The organism is Burkholderiales bacterium, from assembly GCA_015075645.1.
Taxonomy (GTDB): Bacteria; Pseudomonadota; Gammaproteobacteria; order Burkholderiales; family Casimicrobiaceae; genus VBCG01.
Window position 1 is genome coordinate 25399 of the sequence record JABTUF010000005.1, and the last position, 18683, is coordinate 44081.

Consider the following 18683-nt stretch of genomic DNA (forward strand, 5'->3'; position numbering starts at 1 on the left):
CGATGACCCTCGCGGCCTTCGCCTTCCTCGTTGCCGGCGTGCTCTTGAACGCCGCCGCGCAACTCTTCCTCAAGGCCGGCACCAACGCGACCGGCGTCATCACGCTCACCCCGGACACCTGGCTCGCGACCTTCGGACGCCTCGCGACCAACCCGCCGATCGTGGCCGGCATCGCCTGCTACGCGGTGTCGGTCGTCGTCTGGATCCTCGGGCTGTCGCGCGTGCCGGTGTCGGTCGCCTATCCGATGCTGTCGCTGGGCTACGTGGTCAACGCGGTCGCGGCGCACTCGCTCTTCGGCGAAACGGTCACGCTGCAACGCTGGATCGGCATCGGCGTCATCGTGCTGGGCGTCTGGCTGGTCGCGAGGAGCGCATGACCGCGCCAGGCCCGATGCTGCCGTTCGCCCGACCGTCGCTCGACGAGGCGACGATCGCCGGCGTCGCCGACGTGCTGCGCTCCGGGTGGATCACCAGCGGGCCGTGGGTGCAGGCGTTCGAAGGCCGGCTTTCCACGTTGTGCGGCGGACGGCCGGTGCGTGCGGTGAGTTCCGCCACCGCCGCGATCGAGATCGCGCTGCAGCTCGCCGGCATCGGGCCCGGAGACGAGGTGATCAGCTCGGCGCAGAGCTTCTTCGCCGTGCCGAACATGATCGAGAAGGCCGGGGCGACCCCGGTGTTCGTCGACTGCGACCTCGTCACGCGCAACATCGACGTCGCGGCGGTCGCCGCCGCGGTCACGCCGCGCACCCGGGCGATCGTGCCCACGCACTGGCCGGGTTCCGTCTCCGACATGGACGCGCTCGCCGCGATCGCGCGGGCCCGAAGCCTGCGCCTGATCGAGGACGCCGCGCTCACCTTCGGATCGCGCTGGGGCGCCCGGTTCGGCGGCGCGTTCGGCGACATCACCACGTTCAGCTTCCATCCCAACAAGAACCTGACGACGGTCGAGGGCGGCGCGATCGTCGTGAACACCGAGGCCGAGGCGAAGCGCATCGAGGTGCTGCGCTTCCACGGCATCGAACGGCTCGCGGACGGCACGCGCGACGTCGCGTTCCCCGGCGGCAAGTTCAACCTGCCCGACGTCAACGCGCGCATCGGCGTGGGCCAGCTCGACCGCCTCGACGAGATGCTCGCGCGGCGGCGCGCATTGGCCGAGCGCTACTTCGCGTGCTGGCGCCCGGGCACCGATTGCGTCCTCCCGCCCCGGCCCGCCCCGGACGACGGCGCCACCTGGAACATGTTCTGCGTGCTGCTGCCGCTTAAGCGCCTGACGATCGACCGCGCCGGTTTTCGCGCCGCGATGCAGCGCGAAGGCATCGGCACCGGCGTGAGCTACGAGGCGCTGCACCTCTCGACGCTCGGCCGCCGGCACGGCGGCGGCGAGGGCCAGTTCCCCAACGCCGAACGCATCGCGCGCGAGACCGTGACGCTGCCGCTCTTCGTCGACATGACCGATGATGACGTCGACCGCGTCTGCGCGGCCGTCGCGCGCATCCTGGGCGCGCACCGCCGCTGACGATCCCCATGGCCGCACCCGCCCTCTCCGTCGTGATCCCGGTCTACAACGAGGAAGGGACGCTGCCTGCGCTCTTCGAGCGTCTCTACCCGGCGCTCGATGCGCTGGGCCTCGCCTACGAGATCCTGTTCGTCGACGACGGCAGCCGGGACCGCTCCGCCGCGCACCTCGCCGACCAGTTCCGCGCGCGGCAGGACGTGACGCGCGTCGTGCTGTTCAACGCGAACGTCGGCCAGCACACCGCCATCATCGCGGGCTTCGAACGCGTGCGCGGCGAACGCATCGTCACGCTCGACGCCGACCTGCAGAACCCGCCGGAGGAGATCGGCAAGCTCCTCGCGGCGATGGACGCGGGCGCCGACTACGTGGGCGGCGTGCGGAAGGTGCGCGAGGACGCCTGGTGGCGGCGCGCCGCCTCGCGTCTCATGAACGCGTTGCGCGAGCGCATCACCCACATCCGCATGACCGACCAGGGCTGCATGCTGCGCGCGTACAGCCGCGAGATCGTGGACTCGGTGGCGGCGAGCCGCGAAGTGTCGACGTTCATTCCCGCGCTCGCCTACACCTTCGCCCATCATCCGGTCGAGGTCGAGGTCGCGCACGCGGAGCGCGCGGCGGGCGAATCCAAGTATTCGCTCTACAAGCTCGTGCGGCTCAACTTCGACCTCGTGACCGGGTTCTCGCTCGTCCCTTTGCAGTTCTTCTCGCTCGCCGGCATGCTGGTGTCGATCGGTTCGCTCGCGCTCTACGTCGCGGTGATGATCCACGGGCTCGTGACCGGGGAATTCGTCGATTCGCTGCGTTCCCTCTGGGACCGCGACATCCTCGAGTTCTTCCTGATCGGCCTCGTGCTGTTCGGCCTCGGGATCGTCGGCGAGTACGTCGGGCGCATCTACCAGCAGGTGCGCGAACGGCCGCGCTACACGATCCGCGCGGTGCTCGAATGCGACCGGGATCCCGACGACCCGTGAACCTCGACAGGATGGCGGCGCTGGAGGCGCGCGTCGCGCGGCTGATCCGCGATCCCGCCACCGACCGGCTCGAAGCGGAGGCGCGCGCGCTCTCCGGATCGCTGGCCGGCTCGGGCCCCGCGCTGGCGCTCCTGGGCGAGATCGCGCGGCGGCGCGGCGACGCCGCCGCGCCCGAACTCCTCTCGCGCGCGGTCGAACGCTCGCCGGGTCTCGTCGCGGCGTGGCACGCACTGGCACTGGCGCGTGTTCGAGGGGGCGACCGCGAAGGCGCCCGGAGCGCCTGGCAGGCGGTGCTCGAACGCGCTCCCGCCGATCCGGTCGCGCGCTACCAGATCGCGCTGACGTTCCAGGAGGAACGCGACCATCGCGCTGCCGCGTCGTGGTACGAAGCCCATCTCGCATCGCATCCCGGCGACGCGCGGGCGCTCAGGAACCTGGGACTCTCTCGCCTCGCGGCGGGCGACGCGACCGGCGCCGTGTCCGCGCTCGACGAGGCGATGCGCGTCGACCCGGCGTCGACCGCCGGCTGGATCGCGCTCGGCCGGGCGCGAGTGCTGGCCGGCGACCCCGACGGCGCGATCGCCGCCTGGTCGCGCGCGCGCGCGCTCGACCCCGCGCTGGTCGAGCCGCTGGAGCGGTCGGCGGCGGTGCTTGCGACCCGAGCCGCGCTGCCCTCCGCCATCGCGCTGCTCGGCGACGCGATCGCCCTCGATCCGGACAAGGCGTCGCTGCGGTTCGCCCTCGCCGCGCACCGGTCGAGTCTGGGCGAACACCGTGAAGCGCTCGCGGAGCTCCGGCGCGCCGTCGCACTCGCGCCGTCCGACGCGAGCGGTGCGAGTGCGCTCCTGTTCGAGGCGCAGTACGACGACGCCCCGGCGTCGCGGGATGCCACCGCCGCCGCGCACCGCGACTGGGCGGCGCGCTTCGCCGATCCGCTGCCGCCGGTCGCGCGCACGCGCCGCGCCACCCGCGACGATCGCCTGCACGTCGGCTATCTGTCTCCGCGTTTCGGCGCCGGACCGCTCGCCTCGCTGTTCCTGCCGATCCTGGAGCGGCACGACCGTTCGCGCGTGCATGTGACGCTGTATTCGGCGCACGCGCACGAAGGCGCGGTCGCCTCGCGCCTGCGCGAGCGCGCCGACCGCTGGCGCGACCTGCCGCCCGACGACGATGCCGCCGCGCGGCTCATCGCCGCGGACGGCCTCGACCTCCTCGTCGATCTCGCGGGGCACGCCCCGGGTCATCGCCTGGGCGTCCTCGCCCGCCGGCCCGCCGCCATCCAGGTGACCTGGCTCGACTACGCCGACACCACCGGCATGCGCGCGATCGACTTTCTCGTGAGCGATGCGATCCAGATGCCCCCCGAGGAATGGGCGTCCTGCCGCGAACGTCTGGTCCTGCTGCCTTGCCGGTTCGCGTACCTTCCGTTCGGGCCGCCGGTGCCGCCCGAGACCGGCCCGGAGCGAGGCATCAGGTACGGATCGTTCAACCGCCACGCGAAACTCGGCCACGCCACGCTCGATGCGTGGCGTTCGATCCTCGAGGCCGTGCCGGATGCGCGGCTCGCGTTGCGCGCGGCCGCGTACGCGCAGCCGGAAACCGTCGCGTGGATTCGCGATCGCTGGGCCGCGCGCGGCCTGCCGCTCGATCGCATCGACTTCCTGACGTGGCTGCCGCTCACCGAAGCGCTCGCCGCCTACGCGACGGTCGACGTCGCGCTCGATCCGTTTCCGTTCAACGGCGGCGTGACGACCTGCGATGCCCTGGTGCACGGCGTGCCGCTGGTCGCGCTGCGCGGCGACCGCCCGATCGCGCGCCAGAGCGCGTCGCTCCTCGCCGCCGCCGGGCATCCCGAATGGATCGCGGCGACGCCTGACGAATACGTGCGCCGCGCGATTCGATTCGCGCGAACGCCCGGCCTCGCCGCCTCGCGGGCGCAACGCGCTGCCGCGGTCGCGGCCTCGCCGCTGTGCGACGTGGAGGCTTTCGCGCGCCGCCTCGAGCGCGCGTTCGAGGCGATGGTCGAGGCCGGGCCGCGCGGCGACCGCGTCCCCGCCCCGCCGATCGAGATCGCATGAGCGACGCACCGGCGATGCGCGCGGTGGTCTTCGCCTACCACGACGTGGGCGCGCGCTGCCTGCGCACGCTCCTCGCGCACGGCGTCGAGATCCCGCTCGTGGTGACGCACGACGACGACCCGAACGAGGCACGGTGGTTCGAACGCGTCGCGGAGGTCGCACAGGCGCATCGCCTGCCCTGGATCGCGCCGTCCGACCCGAACGCGCCCGAGGTCGTCGCGCGCGTCGCCGCGACCGCGCCCGACTTCCTGTTCAGCTTCTACTACCGGCGGATGCTGGGCGCGCCGATGCTCGCGACCGCGCGCCGCGGAGCGTTCAACCTGCACGGGTCGCTCCTGCCGAAGTACCGCGGACGCGCCCCGGTCAACTGGGCGATCCTCCACGGCGAACGCGAGACCGGCGTGACGCTGCACCACATGGCGATCCGCCCCGACGCGGGGGACATCGTCGAGCAGCAGCGCGTGCCGATCGGACCAGACGACACCGCGAAGGACGTCTTCGACCGGATTGCGACCGCGGCCGCGATCGCGCTCGACCGCGCGCTGCCCGGCGTGCTCGCGGGCACCGCGCCCCGGCGGCCGAACGACCTCGCCGCGGGGTCGTACTTCGGCGCCCGTCGTCCCGAGGACGGCCGCATCGACTGGGCATGGCCGGCGAAGCGCATCCACGACCTCGTGCGCGCCGTCGCCCCGCCGTACCCGGGCGCGTTCTGCGACCTGCCGGGCGGACGCCTCGCGATCCTGAGGACGCGACTGTCCGCCGCGCCGCCCGCCGCTCCGGTCGCGCCGGGGGTTTTCGTCGCCGCGGGGGCGATCTGGGGCCGAGGAGGCGACGGTGGCTGCGTCGCCATCGTCGACGCGGCGATCGACGGGCGTACGGCCGACGCCGCGGCCGTGGAGCGCCTGCTCGCGTCCTGACGTCCGGACTCGAGGACGCCGCCCGCGCAACGTAGGCTCCCGCGATGGACCTCCGCGTACGAGCCGCGCTCGGTGGCCTCGCGATGCTGTGCGCGGCGCACGCCATCGCGCAGGGCGCGAACGTCGCGGCGATCCAGGCGAGCGAGGCGCGCAAGGCGGACGCGCGCACGCTCGCGGCGCTGGAGGCGTTCCGCCATGCGCTCATCGCGCGCTTCGGCGCCGATCCCACGCTCACGATGCTGCGGTGGAGCGAGTCGGAAGGCTCGGCGCTCGTGCAGACCTCCGGTGGCGCGACCGAGTACGTGATCCGGCAGGGAGATGCATGGGTGAGTACGGCGAACCGCAAGCTCGTGCCCTGGGCGCCACCGGCGGTCGCGACCGCGAACGCGTTCCGGCTGTCGAGCGTGAAGAGCGCGCCGATCCGCGCCTGGCTCGACGCCTGGCGCAAGGCGCCGGGTCAGGCGACCGATTTCATCACCGACTACGAGGCCGGCTACGAGCCGTCCGCGGCCCGCCTCGTCGTCCGCGCGCGCGTCGGCAGCATGACCACGTTCGGGCTCGCGCAGCACGCCTTCGATCCGTCGACCGGAAGCTCGGTGACGATCGCCGCCGCACCGCGTCAGGTGCCGAAGGCGATCGCGACCGCGCAAAGGCGCACCGACGACCTGCGGCGCGATGCGTCGGCGGCGCTCGCCGCGCTGCGCAAGGTCGAGCCCTCCGCGCGCCTGGGCTCGATGCGGATCTCGCAGCGCGAGATCGCGTTCACGCTCGCCGACCGCAGGACCTGGACCTTCGATCCGTCGTTCCGGCTGACCGCCGGCCGGCCCTACGACGGCAGCTTCCTGTGCGCCGAGGGCTGGCTCGAGGACGAGGTCGACTGGACGAAGCTCGCCGCGCTGCCGCGCAACGGCGTGCTCGCCGCCAACCTGGACGACGGGGACGAGGCGCACGCGCGCTTCACCGTCGATCGTTCGCGCGACTGCGGGCCGCTGACGATCGAGGTCACCTACGACAACTACAGGATCCCGCAGCCGTGGGCGCGCTTCGATGCCCGCGGCCGCTACCTGACGAGCCGATGACGGGGACCTTCCGCAGGTTCGACCCCAGGGTGCGCGCGTTGCCGGCGGTGTTCGCGCTCGCGCTCGCCTCCTGCGCGACGATTCCCGAGGAGCAGTGTCCGAAGGTGGACTGGTACGCGCTCGGGCTCGAGGACGGCCGCGCCGGACAGCCGGCATCACGCCTCGCCGAACATCGCAAGGCTTGCGCGGGCGTCAAGGTCGAGCCCGACGAACGGGCGTGGCTCGAGGGCCGCAGGGCCGGGCTCGCCGAGTACTGCCGGCTGCCTGGCGCGGTCGCTGCGGGGCTCGCCGGGCGCGGCTACGCGGGCGTGTGCCCGGATCCGCGCTTCGGTCGACTCCACGCGGCGGCGCGGCAGGTGTACGACGCGCGCGCGAAGATCGCGGAGATCGACCGCGACCTCGCGAACCACCGGCGCGACATCGCCGACACCAACACCTCGGACATCCGACGCGACATCCTGCGCGGCCAGGTCCGCAGCCTCGAGAGCGATCGCTCTCGCGCGGTCGGCCGGCTCCGCGACGCCGAACGGGACCTGCAGGCGCTCCGGAGCGCGTCCGGCGCCTGAAACCACCGTTGACGCGGCGGCGCGCCGGAGCGGGCGCCATCACGAACTCCGAAGCTGTGAATGCATCCGGCGTCCCCGCGACGGGGTGTCCCGGCTCGCAGAGTTGCCCGCGGCCCCACGCCGCCGACGCAGCGCGCTCCCGAATGCGTGGCGCGGCAGCGGGCAACGCGGGGATGCAGGGTTCTTTCACAGCTTCTCAGTCATCGACCGTCCCCGACAGCGCGAGTCGGAACGATCCGCGCTCGAGTTCGAACGACTCGATATCGGAGCGGCGCAGGAGTTCACGGGCCAAAGCCGACGCCGGCGAACGCCTGCTCTCCCAGGTGATCGGCGTCCGGTTCTGCTTGAAGCCGCGATAGGCGGCCGGGTGCAGGAACAGGAACAGCAGCAGGTCCTCGTCCGACTCGAACGGTCCGTGCTCGGCGCGCACCTGCGGCAGCGACGGTCGGTCCAGGCCTTCGAGCGGATCGATCATCGGCGCATCGCCGACGAGTCGATCGAGAACGTCGGGATCGATCGGCCGGATCGGACGGCCGAACGCTCCGCGCGCATAGCGGCGCACCGACTCGGGCACGGTCGCATAGCGGGCGCCTTCGGTCACGTTGAGCACCGCCTGCACGCCGACGAACTGGGAGAACGGCGTCGACATGTGCGGATACCCGAGTTCCCCGCGCACCCGCGCCGCCTCCTCGAGGACCTCGGGCATGCGGTGCGACAGGCCGAGGTCCTGCAGTTGCCGTTCGAGGTTGGAGATCATGCCGCCGGGAATCTGGTGGCCGACGTAGCTCTGGTAGTGGGCCGGGTCGAAGCGGACTTCCTCCGGCACCGGCTTGCCCTCCTCGTGCGCGACCCATGCGAACCAGTCGTCGATCTCGTCGATCGCCGCGTCATCGACGTCCGTAGACCTGCCCTCCTCGCGCGCCATGCGCACGACGTCCATCGTGCAGGGCACCGACGTTCCCCACGCGAGCGGACGGGCGGCGGTCCAGACGACGTCGACGCCGGCGCGGATGGCCTGGCGGCAGCTCTCGCGCGACAGGCCCGTGCTCGTGTGCGTGTGGAAATGCAGTTCGCGATCGCCGATGGCCTCGCGAATCGCGGTCACGGCGGAGTGCGCGCGCTCCGGGAACATCACGCCCGCGGAATCCGACAGGATCAGCGCATCCACTCCGGCGTCCGCGAACTCCTTCGCCTTGCCGGCGAGGTAGGCGTCGCTGTGCGCCGGACTGTCGTTGTAGCCGACGAGCCCCTTGACCTTGAAGCCCAGCCTCCGGCCCTCGCGAATCAGCCAGTCCATGTTGCACAGGTCGTTCAGGCCGTCGAACACCTTGAAGCCGTCGACGCCGTTGCGCAGCAACGTCTCGAGGAAGAGCGTCTGGACGTCGTAGGGCTGGCTCTGCCAGCCCCACAGGTTCCGCGCGCGCACGAGCACGTCGAACCGCGTCTTCGGCATGAGTCCGCGCAGCAGGCGCGCGCGCTCCCAGGGGTCCTCGAACAGATAGCGCGCCGCCGTCTCGAACGACACGCCTGCGTGCACGCACACGGTATCGAACCCCGCGACGTCCATCACCGGCGCGATCGGGAGCATCGACTTCGTCCGCATGCGCGTCGCCCACAGCGACTGCTGGGCGTTGCGCAGCGTCTCGTCGAGGATGCGGAGCTTGCGCAAGTCGTCGTCTCCTCCGGTGGCGCGGATCGTGCGCGGCCTACGCCGTCCGCGAACCGGCCTTCTCGATGGTCATCAACGTCTGGTCGGCCTGCACCATCGACTCGTTCGCGACGTCGATCGTGCGGACGACGCCGTCGCACGGCGCGAGGACCGACGTGAACAGCTTCATCACCTCGACGATGCCGATCTGCTCGCCCGTCCTCACGCGCCGCCCGACTTCCACGAACGGCGGCGCGCCCGGCGACGGCGCCGCGTAGAACACGCCGGCCATCGGCGGCTTGACGTCGACGACCGTGTCGGACGGCACCGGCCGGGAGCCGGCGCGCGTCGTCGGAATCTCGGGCGCGATCCCGGCACCTGACGGTGACGCGAGGCCCGGGCCGGGGGTCCGCGGTCCGGGATCCCCCACGTGTCCGAGCGAATCCGGGTCAGGGATCGGCCCACCGCGCTCCGGGCGCGGCACGGGGCGGTCGAGCGGCGCGGCCTCGCGCCGGCGCACGACCCGAAGCCGGAAGCCGTCGAACTCGACCTCGGTCTCGCCCGGTGGCGCAGCGTCGATGAAACGCAGGATCGCGAGCGCGTCGCGGAACGTGAGATCGCTCATCGCGCGACCTCCCGGTGCCAGCGTGCGCGACGGGCGATCGGGTTCACGCCGCCCGCTCCTTCGCGGCATCCGCCCCGGAGAACCGCCGGTGGATGAGTTCCCCGACGAGGCGCGTGTTGACGCGGCCGCTCGCGAACTCGGAGGACTCCATCACGACCCGCAGGAACGGCAGCGTCGTGGTGACACCCGCGATCTCGAAGCGGGCGAGCGCATCGCGCATGCGCGCGATCGCCCGATCGCGATCCTCGCCGACGACGACGAGCTTGGCGAGCAGCGAATCGTAGTACGGCGGCACCGTGTATCCGGCGTAGCAGTGGCTGTCGAGCCGCAGGTTCTCGCCCTGCGGCGGGTTCCAGGCGGCGATCCGGCCCGGATCGGGACGAAACGCCCGCCACGGATCTTCGGCGGTGATCCGGCACTCGATCGCGTGGCCGGCGAACCGCACGTCCCCTTGTGCAAAGCGGAGCGGCTCTCCGGCCGCGATGCGCAGCTGCTCCTGCACGAGGTCGATTCCGGTCACCATCTCGGTGACCGGATGCTCGACCTGGATCCTCGTGTTCATCTCCAGAAAGTAGAACGCGCCGCTGTCCTGGTCGACGATGAACTCGACCGTGCCCGCGCTCAGGTAGGCGAGCCTCGACGCGAACGCGACGCCGGCGTCGAGGATCCGGTTCCGCAGCGCGCCGTCGATCGAGGGTGCGGGCGACTCCTCCACCACCTTCTGATGGCGTCGCTGGAGCGAGCAGTCGCGCTCGCCCAGATGCACGATCCGCCCCTGCCGGTCGCCCAGCACCTGAACCTCGACGTGGCGCGCATTGGCCACGTATCTCTCGAGGTACAGCGCGTCGTTGCCGAAAGCGGAACGCGCCTCCGCGGCGGCGGCCGTCAGCATGCGCGGCAGTTGGGCGACGTCGTCGACGATCTTCATGCCGCGGCCGCCTCCGCCCGCAGCCGCCTTGATCATCACCGGCAGCCCCATCCGCGCGACGACGTCCTCGGCGTCCGCGACCGACGCGACCGCCTCCGTCCCCGGCAGGAGCGGCAATCCGCACTCGCGGGCGAGCGAGCGCGCTTCGAGCTTGTCGCCCATGCGCCGGATCTGCGAGGGATCGGGGCCGACGAAAACGATGCCGTGGTCGGCGCACAGCTGCGCGAGCTCGGCGGATTCGGCGAGGAAGCCGTAGCCGGGGTGAACCGCATCGGCCCCCGAGCCCAGCGCCGCGGCGACGATGAGCTTCGCATCGAGGTAGCTGTGCCTCGCGGCGGCCGGGCCGATGCACACGGTGCGATCGGCGAGCTGCGCGGGCAGGCTCTCGCGATCGGCGACCGACGCCGCCAGCACGGTCTCGAGCCCGAGTCCTCGACACGCACGCAGGATCCGGACGGCGATCTCGCCGCGATTGGCGACCAGCACGCGTCGCAGGCTCATCGCTCCCTCACGCCGGCGTCGATGCGGCATCCGCGGTGTCCTTCTCCCGCACGCGGAAGAGCGGTTGGCCGAACTCGACGAACGACCCCTCTTCGACCGCCACCTCCACCACGCTGCCGCAAACGCCTGCCTTCACCTCGGTCCGCCTGCCGAGGACGTCGATCGCGCCGACGGTCGTGTCCGGCCGGATGTCGCGGCCGGGTTCGACGAACGGCGGGGCTTCCGGTCCGCTGCGACCGACGAACCAGCCGAGCGACGGCGACGCGACCGTCGTGAGCCCGGTTTCGCCGCCGGGCACCGGGCCGTTCGCCCCCGCCATGGGGGCGCGCGCCGACGCGCGGGCTGGCAAGGTGCGATCGACGGCGATCCGAACCGGTCCGAGTTCGAATCGAATGCGGCCGAACCGCGATTGCCGGAAGGCATGCAGTATCGCGATCAGGTCATCGCGTTCGAGCGAAGGCGTCATCGAACACGCGGCCCGTCGGACTACACCAGGATGTCGCCGTCGCGCGCCACCGTGTGCCTGCCGTCGACGACGATCGTCACGCGATCGACGATCCCCTCGAGCCGCAACCGGCTGTTGGCGACTCCGCGGTCCGCGCCGTGACCGATGCCGAAATGCGTCGCGCCGTAGCGCTTCTTCTCGCTGCGCATGCATCCGGTGTAGGGCAGGCAGCGGCGATTCGTGCCGATGGCGATCTCGCCGCCGACCAGCATCGAGTTCTCGTCGCCGTAGCGCTCCAGGTAGCGACGGACCTCCCGCGCTTCGTGACCGCCGCGGATGTCGACGACGCGTCCGTTCTCGATCTGCAGCGTCACCGGCTCGCGCCAGTTGCCGGGCGGATGGTGCGCGGTGGCGTCCCACACGACGATGCCGTTGGCGGTGCCGGGGAGCGGTTCGACGTGCACTTCGCCGAACGGCCAGGTGCCGGAACCGAGGCGTCCGGTGTCCGGATGGCGCCCGAAGGGAATTTCGCCCCAGCGCTTCGCGAGCGCCCCCGGCGGGTACCCGGAGATATCGGCTTCGAGGTCCGTGCCCGCTGCCGACGTCACGCGGATGCGCGTCCCCTGGTCGAAGACCGTGGCGATGCGGCGCTGGAGGTCGCAGATCTCCTCGACTTCCGCCTCGGTGACCGCGCCGCCGCCTTCGACCAGGATCTCCTGATTCATCTCCTCCCACAGCCAGACCGGCGTCTTGCCCCGTCCGCTGCCCTCGGAGCGGATCTGGCGCAGGCCGGGCGTGCCGCTGTTCAGCGCGGTCGTCGTCAACGCGATGACGACATCGGCCTCCTTGGCGGCCGGGATCGCGAGTGGCGAAGGATCGGCGCAGTGGTAGGCACGCTGCGGGTACAGGCACAGCAGGGGCTCCGCTCCGCGCTCGTGGAGCGCGGCCATCGTCGCCTGCCAGATCAGCGGGTCCATCTGATCGTCGGTGAGGATGACGAACTTGTCTCCCTCGCGGACGTGACGCATCGGATACCGCAGGCACTTCAGCAGCGATATGAGACGCGTGGCCGGCGTCCCGTAGCGCGAGATCTTCTCCATGGTCGACCCTTCCTGCTCGCCGGGGGCGAGGCATATTGCATGCAAACTGTCCATCTCGCAAGGGTCCGTGCCGCCCCGTGTCCGACGATTGCATGCGAAATCGAGCCCGGGAGTCCGGGGGCGATCCGAGCCTCCTCGATCCGCCCGAGCCTCGCGCGCAGGACGCCGGCCGCCCCGGGGTCACCGGCGCCGATCGGCCGCGGCCGTGCGCTTCGCGCTTGCCTGAGGACCGATGCGCAGGAATTCGGGAATCGCCCGCCCGGACCGGCTCGCCTTCAGCTGTTCGATGAGGCGCGCCTTGTTGTCGCGGCTGCGCTGCGCGTGCTCCCGCATCTGGAATTCGACCCGCGCGCCCTGGCGATCGCGCAGCGCGCCGACGATCGCGACGTGGTCGTCGTGCGCGGCGCGCATCAATTGCAGCACCGTCCGACGCAGCGCGACGCTGAAGGTGATGGCGTCGGCCGAGGCCATCGGGACCCTCGCGTTGGACTCCATCGCGCGGATCAGCGCCCCGTTGCGCGATCCGCGCACCAGCACGTCGTGGAAGCGGCCGTTCATCCTCGCCCAACGCTCGGGGTCGAGCCGCCGGTCGTCGTCGGCCAGCAGCAGGCGTCCCTCCTCGAGGCACGACTCGAGGACCTCGAGTTCCTCGTCGGTGGGACCGCGTTCGGCGACCAGTCGCGCGGCCATGCCCTCCAGCGTGCCTCGAACGTCGATGGCGCCGGCGACGTCCTCCATCGTGAATGCCCGCACCCGATAGCCGCGGCGCGGCATCCGCTCGACCAGACCTTCGCGCTCGAGTTCCGCGAGCGCCCAGCGCAGCGGCGTGCGCGACACGCCGAGCCGGGGAGCGAACACGAGTTCCACGATGCGCTCTCCGGGCGCGAGGCGCCCCGAGAGCACGAGATCCCGCAACGACGCGACGACGGTCTGTACGCGTGACATGGCGTGCCTCCTCTCCCCGCGTTCCAAGGGCGTCCACGAGGGATTGCGCCTGACGTCATTGTATGCAATTATCCCCGCGACACCGCCACATCATACGTTCGCGAATGTGCGAATGCGAACTTGGTGCGCGGATTGCATGCAACCATTGCCCCACGCTCCGGCCAGGAGATGGCATGTCGCCCACGCCGCCCCGGGATGATCGGCCAAGCTCCGGCCTGGGCGGGCTCGTGTCGCTCCCCCCGCCGCGCAGTCCGGGCGCCGGCGACGCGGCCCCGCGCGCTCTCCAACGTTCGCACGGACCGCGCATGCGCGCGCGGATCCGGTCCGTTCCCGCGGCGCCGCGCCGCACAGACAGGAGGATCCCCATGGGTTCGCTGGCTTCATTCGTTCTCGGTGGGCGCGCCTTGTTGGGCGCGGGCGCATTCGCCTTCGCGGCCGCCCTCGCCGCCGCCCCGCTGGACGACCTCGCGAAAGTCGCCGCGGGAAAGGGCCCCGTCACCTGGTACGAGAGCTCCCCGGTCGAGCAGATCGACAAGGTCGTCGCGGCCTTCCACAAGACCTATCCGGACATCCAGATCAAGTACGTGCGCCTCGTCGGAGGCAACGAACTCGCCGTGCGCGGCGTCCAGGAGATGCAGGCGCGCAACTACACGGCGGACGTCCTGACCGGAGGGGCCGACCACATCTGGCAGCTGCAGGGCCGCGGCTACCTCGAGAACGTCGACTGGAAGGCGCTCGGCGTCCCCGAGAAACTGACGCCGACGCCCTTCGCGCTCGCCACGGCCGCGTCGGTGTACGTCGTGTCCTGGAACACCAACAAGGTCACCGAGGCCGAGACGCCGAAGACCTGGGACGACATCGCGGATCCGAAGTGGACCGGACGCATGGGCTCCTGGGTGCGGGCGTCGGTCTTCGCGCAACTGGCGTCGAAATGGGGTGAGCCCAGGGCGGACGCGCTGCTCGCGCGCTTCGTCAAGATCAAGCCGATGCTGTTCAAGTCGACCTTCCCGCTCGCGCAGGCGGTCGGCGCGGGAGAGATCGACATCGGCGTCGGCTTCTACCATTCGACGCTGCCACCCGTGCTCGCGGGCGCGCCGATCAAGTACAAGGTGCTCGACGTGGTGCCGATGCACACCATCTATTCGACGCTGACGAAGAACGCGCGCAATCCGGAGGGCGCGAAGGTGCTGCTCGCCTGGCTCGCGAGCGACGCCGGCGCGGCGGCCTACGAGGGCGCGACGCACCGCGGGAATCCGCTGATTCCCTCGACCAAGACGGCGCAGCTGATCGCGGGCCGCGACATCGTCGAGTTCCCGCCGGACAAGTCCGACGAGCTCGGCCGCATCAACCAGCGGATGAACGCGGTTCTCGAGAAGGTCGGCGCCGCCCGTTAGCCGTCCGCGCGGAGCGCACGATGGGCGCGACGGCGTCGGCCGCGACCCGCCTTCCGGGCGCGGCCGGTCCGCGCGGCGGCCGGTGGCGGGAGCGGCTCCCCGCGCTCGCGCTGGTCGCCGTGCTGGGCTACCTCGTCGTCGTGCCGCTCGCGCTGCTGGTCGTCGCGAGCTTCTCGCCGACCGGCCTTCCGCTCGACCCCGGCTGGTCGATCGACAACTACCTGCGTGTCTACCGCGACCCCGGCTTCTACCGGCTCGCGCTCACGACACTCGAGTTCGCCCTCGGCTGCATGGTCGCGACGCTGATCGTCGGAGGCACGCTGGCGTGGCTCGTCGAACGGACCGACCTGCCGGCAAAGCGCCTGTGCCGCATCATGATCGTGGTGCCGATGGTGCTGCCGCCGTTCCTGCTGGCGATGGGCTGGGTGTTGCTCGCGAGTCCGAGGACCGGGCTCCTGACCGGCCTGCTGCAGTCGGCGCTCGGCCTGCGGGAGGGGCCGTTCAACATCTATTCGCTCGGCGGCATGGTGTTCGTCGAGACGCTCGCGCTCGTGCCCTCGACGTTCCTCATCCTGTCGCCGGCGTTCCGCAACATGGACCCGGCGCTCGAGGAAGCGGCGATGACGTCGGGCGCGAATCTCGCGCAGACGATCCGCCGCATCTTCGTCCCCCTGCTCACCCCGGCCATCCTCGCCGCGGCGACGTACCTGCTGATGGTGGGCTTCCTCGTCTTCGACGTGCCCGGGACGCTCGGCATGCCCGTGGGCATTTTCGTCATGTCCTCGCGGATCCTCTACCTCGCGACCGACCAGGCGGGCGGCGTCTCCGCGTACAGCCAGATCGCGGCGATCGCGATGAGCTTCCTCGTCCTGCTGCTCGGGCTCGCGTGGCTCTACCGGCGGATGACGCGCGCCGCGGGACGCTTCGTCACGGTCACGGGAAAGGGCTTTCGGCCACGGCAGCGCAAGCTCGGGCGCGCGAAGCCGCTGGCGATCGCGTTCGTGGCCGTCTACTTCGCGCTCGCGGTGCTGCTGCCGCTCGCGGTCCTGGGCTGGACGAGCCTGATGCCGTATCTCACTCCCGTCAGCCTCGATTCGGCCCGCCTCGTCACCCTCGCGAACCATCGTGCGGCGCTGGAGAGCGCGAGAGTCCTGCAGGCGACCTGGAACTCGATCTGGGTGAGCATGCTCGCCGCGACGCTGACCTGCGCGCTGGCGCTCTCGGTGTCCTGGGTCGTCCACCGGACGCGTGCGCGAGGGCGGGGCGCGATCGACGCGCTCGCGTTCATGCCGATCGCGATCCCCGGCGTGATGATCGGGATGGCGCTGGTCTACGTGTACCTGACGCTCACGTTCGTGCCGGTGTACGGCACCCCGTGGATCCTGGTCATCGCGTTCACGACCGTCTACCTGTCGTTCGCCTCGCGCACGACCAACGGCGCGCTGGTCCAGCTGCACCGCGACCTCGAGGACGCGGCGCGCGTCTGCGGCGCGGGCCCGCTCAGGCTGCTGCGCCGCATCGTGGTGCCGCTGATGCTGCCCGCGCTCGCGGCGGTCTGGATCTGGGTCGTCGCGCACGTCGTTCGCGAGCTTTCGACCGCGCTGCTCCTGCAGGGCGAGGACAACCCGATGCTCGCCGTGCTGCTGTGGAGCTACTGGTCGGGCGGCGAGCCGACCAAGGCCGCCGCGGTGGGCGCGTGGCTCATCTTCCTCATGACGATCGCGACGATCGCCTGGCAGCTCGCCGGCCGCCGCGCCCACGGCGGGCGCGTCGCGTAGGCCATGATCCACCTCGACGACCTGTGGGTCGACTATCCGCTCGCCGACTCGGTTCACACGGCCGTCGCCGGCGTGTCGCTCGAGGTCGTGCACGGCGAGTTCTTCACGCTGCTCGGCCCGAGCGGCTGCGGCAAGACCTCCGCGCTCCGCAGCGTCGCGGGCCTCGAGCGTCCGAGCCGCGGCTCGATCCGGATCGGATCGACGCTCGTCTTCGACGAGGCGCGCGGGGTCGACGTACCCACGCACCGCCGCGACGTGTCGATGGTCTTCCAGTCCTACGCGGTGTGGCCGCACTTGACGGTCGCGCAGAACGTCGCCTTCCCGCTCGAGGTGGCCGGGATCGCGCGCGAGGAGCGCGCCGGCCGGGTGGCCGATGCGCTCCGCCTCGTGGGCCTCGAGTCCATATCCGATCGGCCGGCGACCCAGCTCTCGGGCGGCCAGCAGCAACGCGTGGCGATCGCGCGCGGCATCGTGCGACGCTCGGGCGCCCTGCTCCTCGACGAGCCGCTCTCCAACCTGGACGCCAAGTTGCGCCAGCAGATGCGCTTCGAACTGCGTGACCTGATGAAGCGGGTCGGCATGACGGCGATCTACGTCACGCACGACCAGGACGAGGCGATGACGCTGTCGGACCGCGTCGCCGTCATGAACGAAGGCAGGATCGTCGAGCTCGGATCCCCGCAGGAACTCTACCTGCGTCCACGCACCCGTTTCGTCGCGACTTTCCTCGGCCGGGCCGTCGTGTTCGAAGCCGTCGGCAGCCGGACGATCGGATCGGACGGCGTCCTGATGACCGACGTCGGCCCGATCTGCGTCGGTTCGCCCCCCGCCGCCGGGCGCATCGACGCGTTGATGATCCGTCCCGAGGCGATCTCCCTGTCGCGCGAACCGGCGCCGGTGATCAACGGACGCCAGGGCAGGATCGTCAAGGCCACGTTCGCCGGCGCGCAGGTCGACTACCTGGTCGCGATCGAGGACGGGCCGACCATCGCCGTCGTCGGCGCGCCGTTCGATGCGTACCGCGTCGGCGACCGGATCTCGGTCGCGTTCCCGCCCGAGCGTCTGAGCTGCATCGCGAACTGACGCTCGCCGCTCCACCCGCCGTGTCGATCGCGTTCAAGTCCTACCATCTGCCGCTCGCCGTCCCGTACCGCTGGGCGAAGGGCGTCCAGCGTTTTCGGGGCGGACTGATCGTGCGCGCTGCGATCGGCGGCGAGGTCGGGTGGGGTGAGGTGGCACTGCCGCCCCACGTCGAGATGCCGCTCGCGGCCCAGGTGGCTTCGGCCGAGGCGATCGTCGCCGGCCTCGACCCGATGTCGGATGCGTTCCTGGACGAACTCGAGCTTCGCGAGTGCCCGGCCCGGCTTCGGTGCGGCATCGCGACGGCCGTGCTCGACGCGCGCGCACGGCTGCACGGAGTCTCGCTGGCCTCGCTCTGCGCGCCCGATCGCGCCGTTGCCGCGCGCGTCCCCGTCAACGAACTGGTCGGGGATGCCGATCCGGAGGCCTGCGCCGAACGCGCCCGCGCCACCGTCGCCCGCGGCCAGGACACGATCAAGGTGAAGTGCACCCCGGAGCGTGAGCTCGACCTCGCGCGCGTCCGCGCCATCCGCGATGCCGCGCCCGCGGCCAGGATCCGCCTCGACCCGAACGAGAGCTGGTCGCCGGACTGGGCCGCCTCGCACCTCGAGGCGATGGCGCGCTTCCGGATCGAGTACTGCGAGGAGCCTCTGCCGCGCGGCACGCCGCTCGCCGCCTACGCCGAACTGCGCAGGAACACGCGGGTGCCGATCGCTCTCGACGACTCGGCGCGCTCGCGCTTCCACGTCGAGCGCATCATCGAACTCGGGGCGGCGGATGCGCTCGTGCTGAAGGCGCCCCGGGTAGGGGGGCCGGATCGCGTGGCGGAGATCGTCCGTCTCGCGGAGTCGGCGGGACTGTCCTGCACGATCACCGCGAGCCTCGAGACGTCGGTCGGACTGTACGTCGCACTGCATTGCGCCGCCTTTACCGCGGAGCCGATCGCGCCCGCGGGCATCGGCACCGCGCGATTCTTCGCCCGGAACGTGGGCCCCCCGCCCGAGATCGTCGACGGCGCGATGGAGCTTCCCAACGGCCCGGGCCTCGGGTTCGCGCCCGACGGATGGTGGAACGCGGCCTGACCGGGCCGACGCGGCGCGTCCGCCGCATCC

The 18683-nt window shown here is 71.5% G+C and carries 17 protein-coding genes; 11 read left to right on the forward strand and 6 right to left on the reverse strand.

Annotation, left to right across the window (positions count from 1 at the left end):
• Nucleotides 1-2 precede the first annotated feature (2 nt).
• From HS109_13400 to HS109_13430, 7 genes are read left to right on the forward strand one after another with little or no spacing between them, the layout of a single operon-like run.
• On the forward strand, nt 3-377 hold the full coding sequence (locus HS109_13400) for an EamA family transporter (protein MBE7523366.1): 375 nt from the start codon (nt 3-5) through the stop codon (nt 375-377).
• A 14-nt stretch (nt 378-391) separates the two neighbouring features.
• On the forward strand, nt 392-1516 hold the full coding sequence (locus tag HS109_13405; GenBank protein ID MBE7523367.1) for a DegT/DnrJ/EryC1/StrS aminotransferase family protein: 1125 nt from the start codon (nt 392-394) through the stop codon (nt 1514-1516).
• Between the two features lie 8 nt (nt 1517-1524).
• Complete coding sequence (locus tag HS109_13410) at nt 1525-2487, forward strand: glycosyltransferase (protein MBE7523368.1); 963 nt, start codon at nt 1525-1527, stop codon at nt 2485-2487.
• Entirely contained in the window at nt 2484-4565 is a 2082-nt protein-coding gene (locus HS109_13415; GenBank protein ID MBE7523369.1) for a hypothetical protein, read from the forward strand. The genes HS109_13410 and HS109_13415 overlap by 4 nt, the downstream gene beginning before the upstream one ends.
• Nucleotides 4562-5482: a formyltransferase gene (locus HS109_13420; protein MBE7523370.1), complete on the forward strand. Its 921-nt coding sequence runs from the start codon at nt 4562-4564 to the stop codon at nt 5480-5482. Before HS109_13415 ends, HS109_13420 begins: the two co-directional genes overlap by 4 nt.
• Nucleotides 5483-5526: 44 nt before the next feature.
• Nucleotides 5527-6561, forward strand: a complete 1035-nt coding sequence (locus HS109_13425; GenBank protein MBE7523371.1) for a hypothetical protein — start codon at nt 5527-5529, stop codon at nt 6559-6561.
• On the forward strand, nt 6558-7127 hold the full coding sequence (locus tag HS109_13430) for a DUF2799 domain-containing protein (GenBank protein MBE7523372.1): 570 nt from the start codon (nt 6558-6560) through the stop codon (nt 7125-7127). Before HS109_13425 ends, HS109_13430 begins: the two co-directional genes overlap by 4 nt.
• A 196-nt stretch (nt 7128-7323) precedes the next feature.
• Here HS109_13430 and HS109_13435 read toward each other — a convergent pair whose 3' ends face one another.
• From HS109_13435 to HS109_13460, 6 genes are all read right to left on the reverse strand, one after another.
• Nucleotides 7324-8796 (reverse strand): carboxylase, encoded by a 1473-nt coding sequence (locus HS109_13435; protein MBE7523373.1) that lies wholly within the window; start codon nt 8794-8796, stop codon nt 7324-7326.
• Nucleotides 8797-8833: 37 nt separating this feature from the next.
• Nucleotides 8834-9400 (reverse strand): hypothetical protein, encoded by a 567-nt coding sequence (locus HS109_13440; GenBank protein ID MBE7523374.1) that lies wholly within the window; start codon nt 9398-9400, stop codon nt 8834-8836.
• Between the two features lie 43 nt (nt 9401-9443).
• On the reverse strand, nt 9444-10829 hold the full coding sequence (locus tag HS109_13445) for an acetyl-CoA carboxylase biotin carboxylase subunit (GenBank protein ID MBE7523375.1): 1386 nt from the start codon (nt 10827-10829) through the stop codon (nt 9444-9446).
• Nucleotides 10830-10836: 7 nt separating this feature from the next.
• Nucleotides 10837-11148 carry a biotin/lipoyl-binding protein gene (locus HS109_13450; protein ID MBE7523376.1) on the reverse strand — a complete coding sequence of 104 codons (312 nt, stop codon included), beginning with the start codon at nt 11146-11148 and terminating at the stop codon, nt 10837-10839.
• 167 nt (nt 11149-11315) lie between these two features.
• Entirely contained in the window at nt 11316-12374 is a 1059-nt protein-coding gene (locus HS109_13455; GenBank protein MBE7523377.1) for a hypothetical protein, read from the reverse strand.
• 180 nt (nt 12375-12554) lie between these two features.
• A complete protein-coding gene (locus HS109_13460; GenBank protein ID MBE7523378.1) occupies nt 12555-13319 on the reverse strand; it encodes a GntR family transcriptional regulator in 765 nt (254 codons plus the stop codon).
• Nucleotides 13320-13684: 365 nt separating this feature from the next.
• Between HS109_13460 and HS109_13465 the strand changes: the two genes are divergently transcribed.
• The 4 genes from HS109_13465 to HS109_13480 are packed head-to-tail and all read left to right on the forward strand — an operon-like array spanning nt 13685 to nt 18653.
• Nucleotides 13685-14713 carry an extracellular solute-binding protein gene (locus HS109_13465; GenBank protein MBE7523379.1) on the forward strand — a complete coding sequence of 343 codons (1029 nt, stop codon included), beginning with the start codon at nt 13685-13687 and terminating at the stop codon, nt 14711-14713.
• A gap of 20 nt (nt 14714-14733) precedes the next feature.
• Complete coding sequence (locus HS109_13470) at nt 14734-16491, forward strand: iron ABC transporter permease (GenBank protein ID MBE7523380.1); 1758 nt, start codon at nt 14734-14736, stop codon at nt 16489-16491.
• Between the two features lie 3 nt (nt 16492-16494).
• The gene (locus HS109_13475) at nt 16495-17574 is read left to right on the forward strand and encodes an ABC transporter ATP-binding protein (protein MBE7523381.1); all 1080 of its coding nucleotides are present in this window, start codon (nt 16495-16497) and stop codon (nt 17572-17574) included.
• A gap of 20 nt (nt 17575-17594) precedes the next feature.
• The gene (locus HS109_13480; protein MBE7523382.1) at nt 17595-18653 is read left to right on the forward strand and encodes a mandelate racemase/muconate lactonizing enzyme family protein; all 1059 of its coding nucleotides are present in this window, start codon (nt 17595-17597) and stop codon (nt 18651-18653) included.
• Nucleotides 18654-18683: the final 30 nt, after the last annotated feature.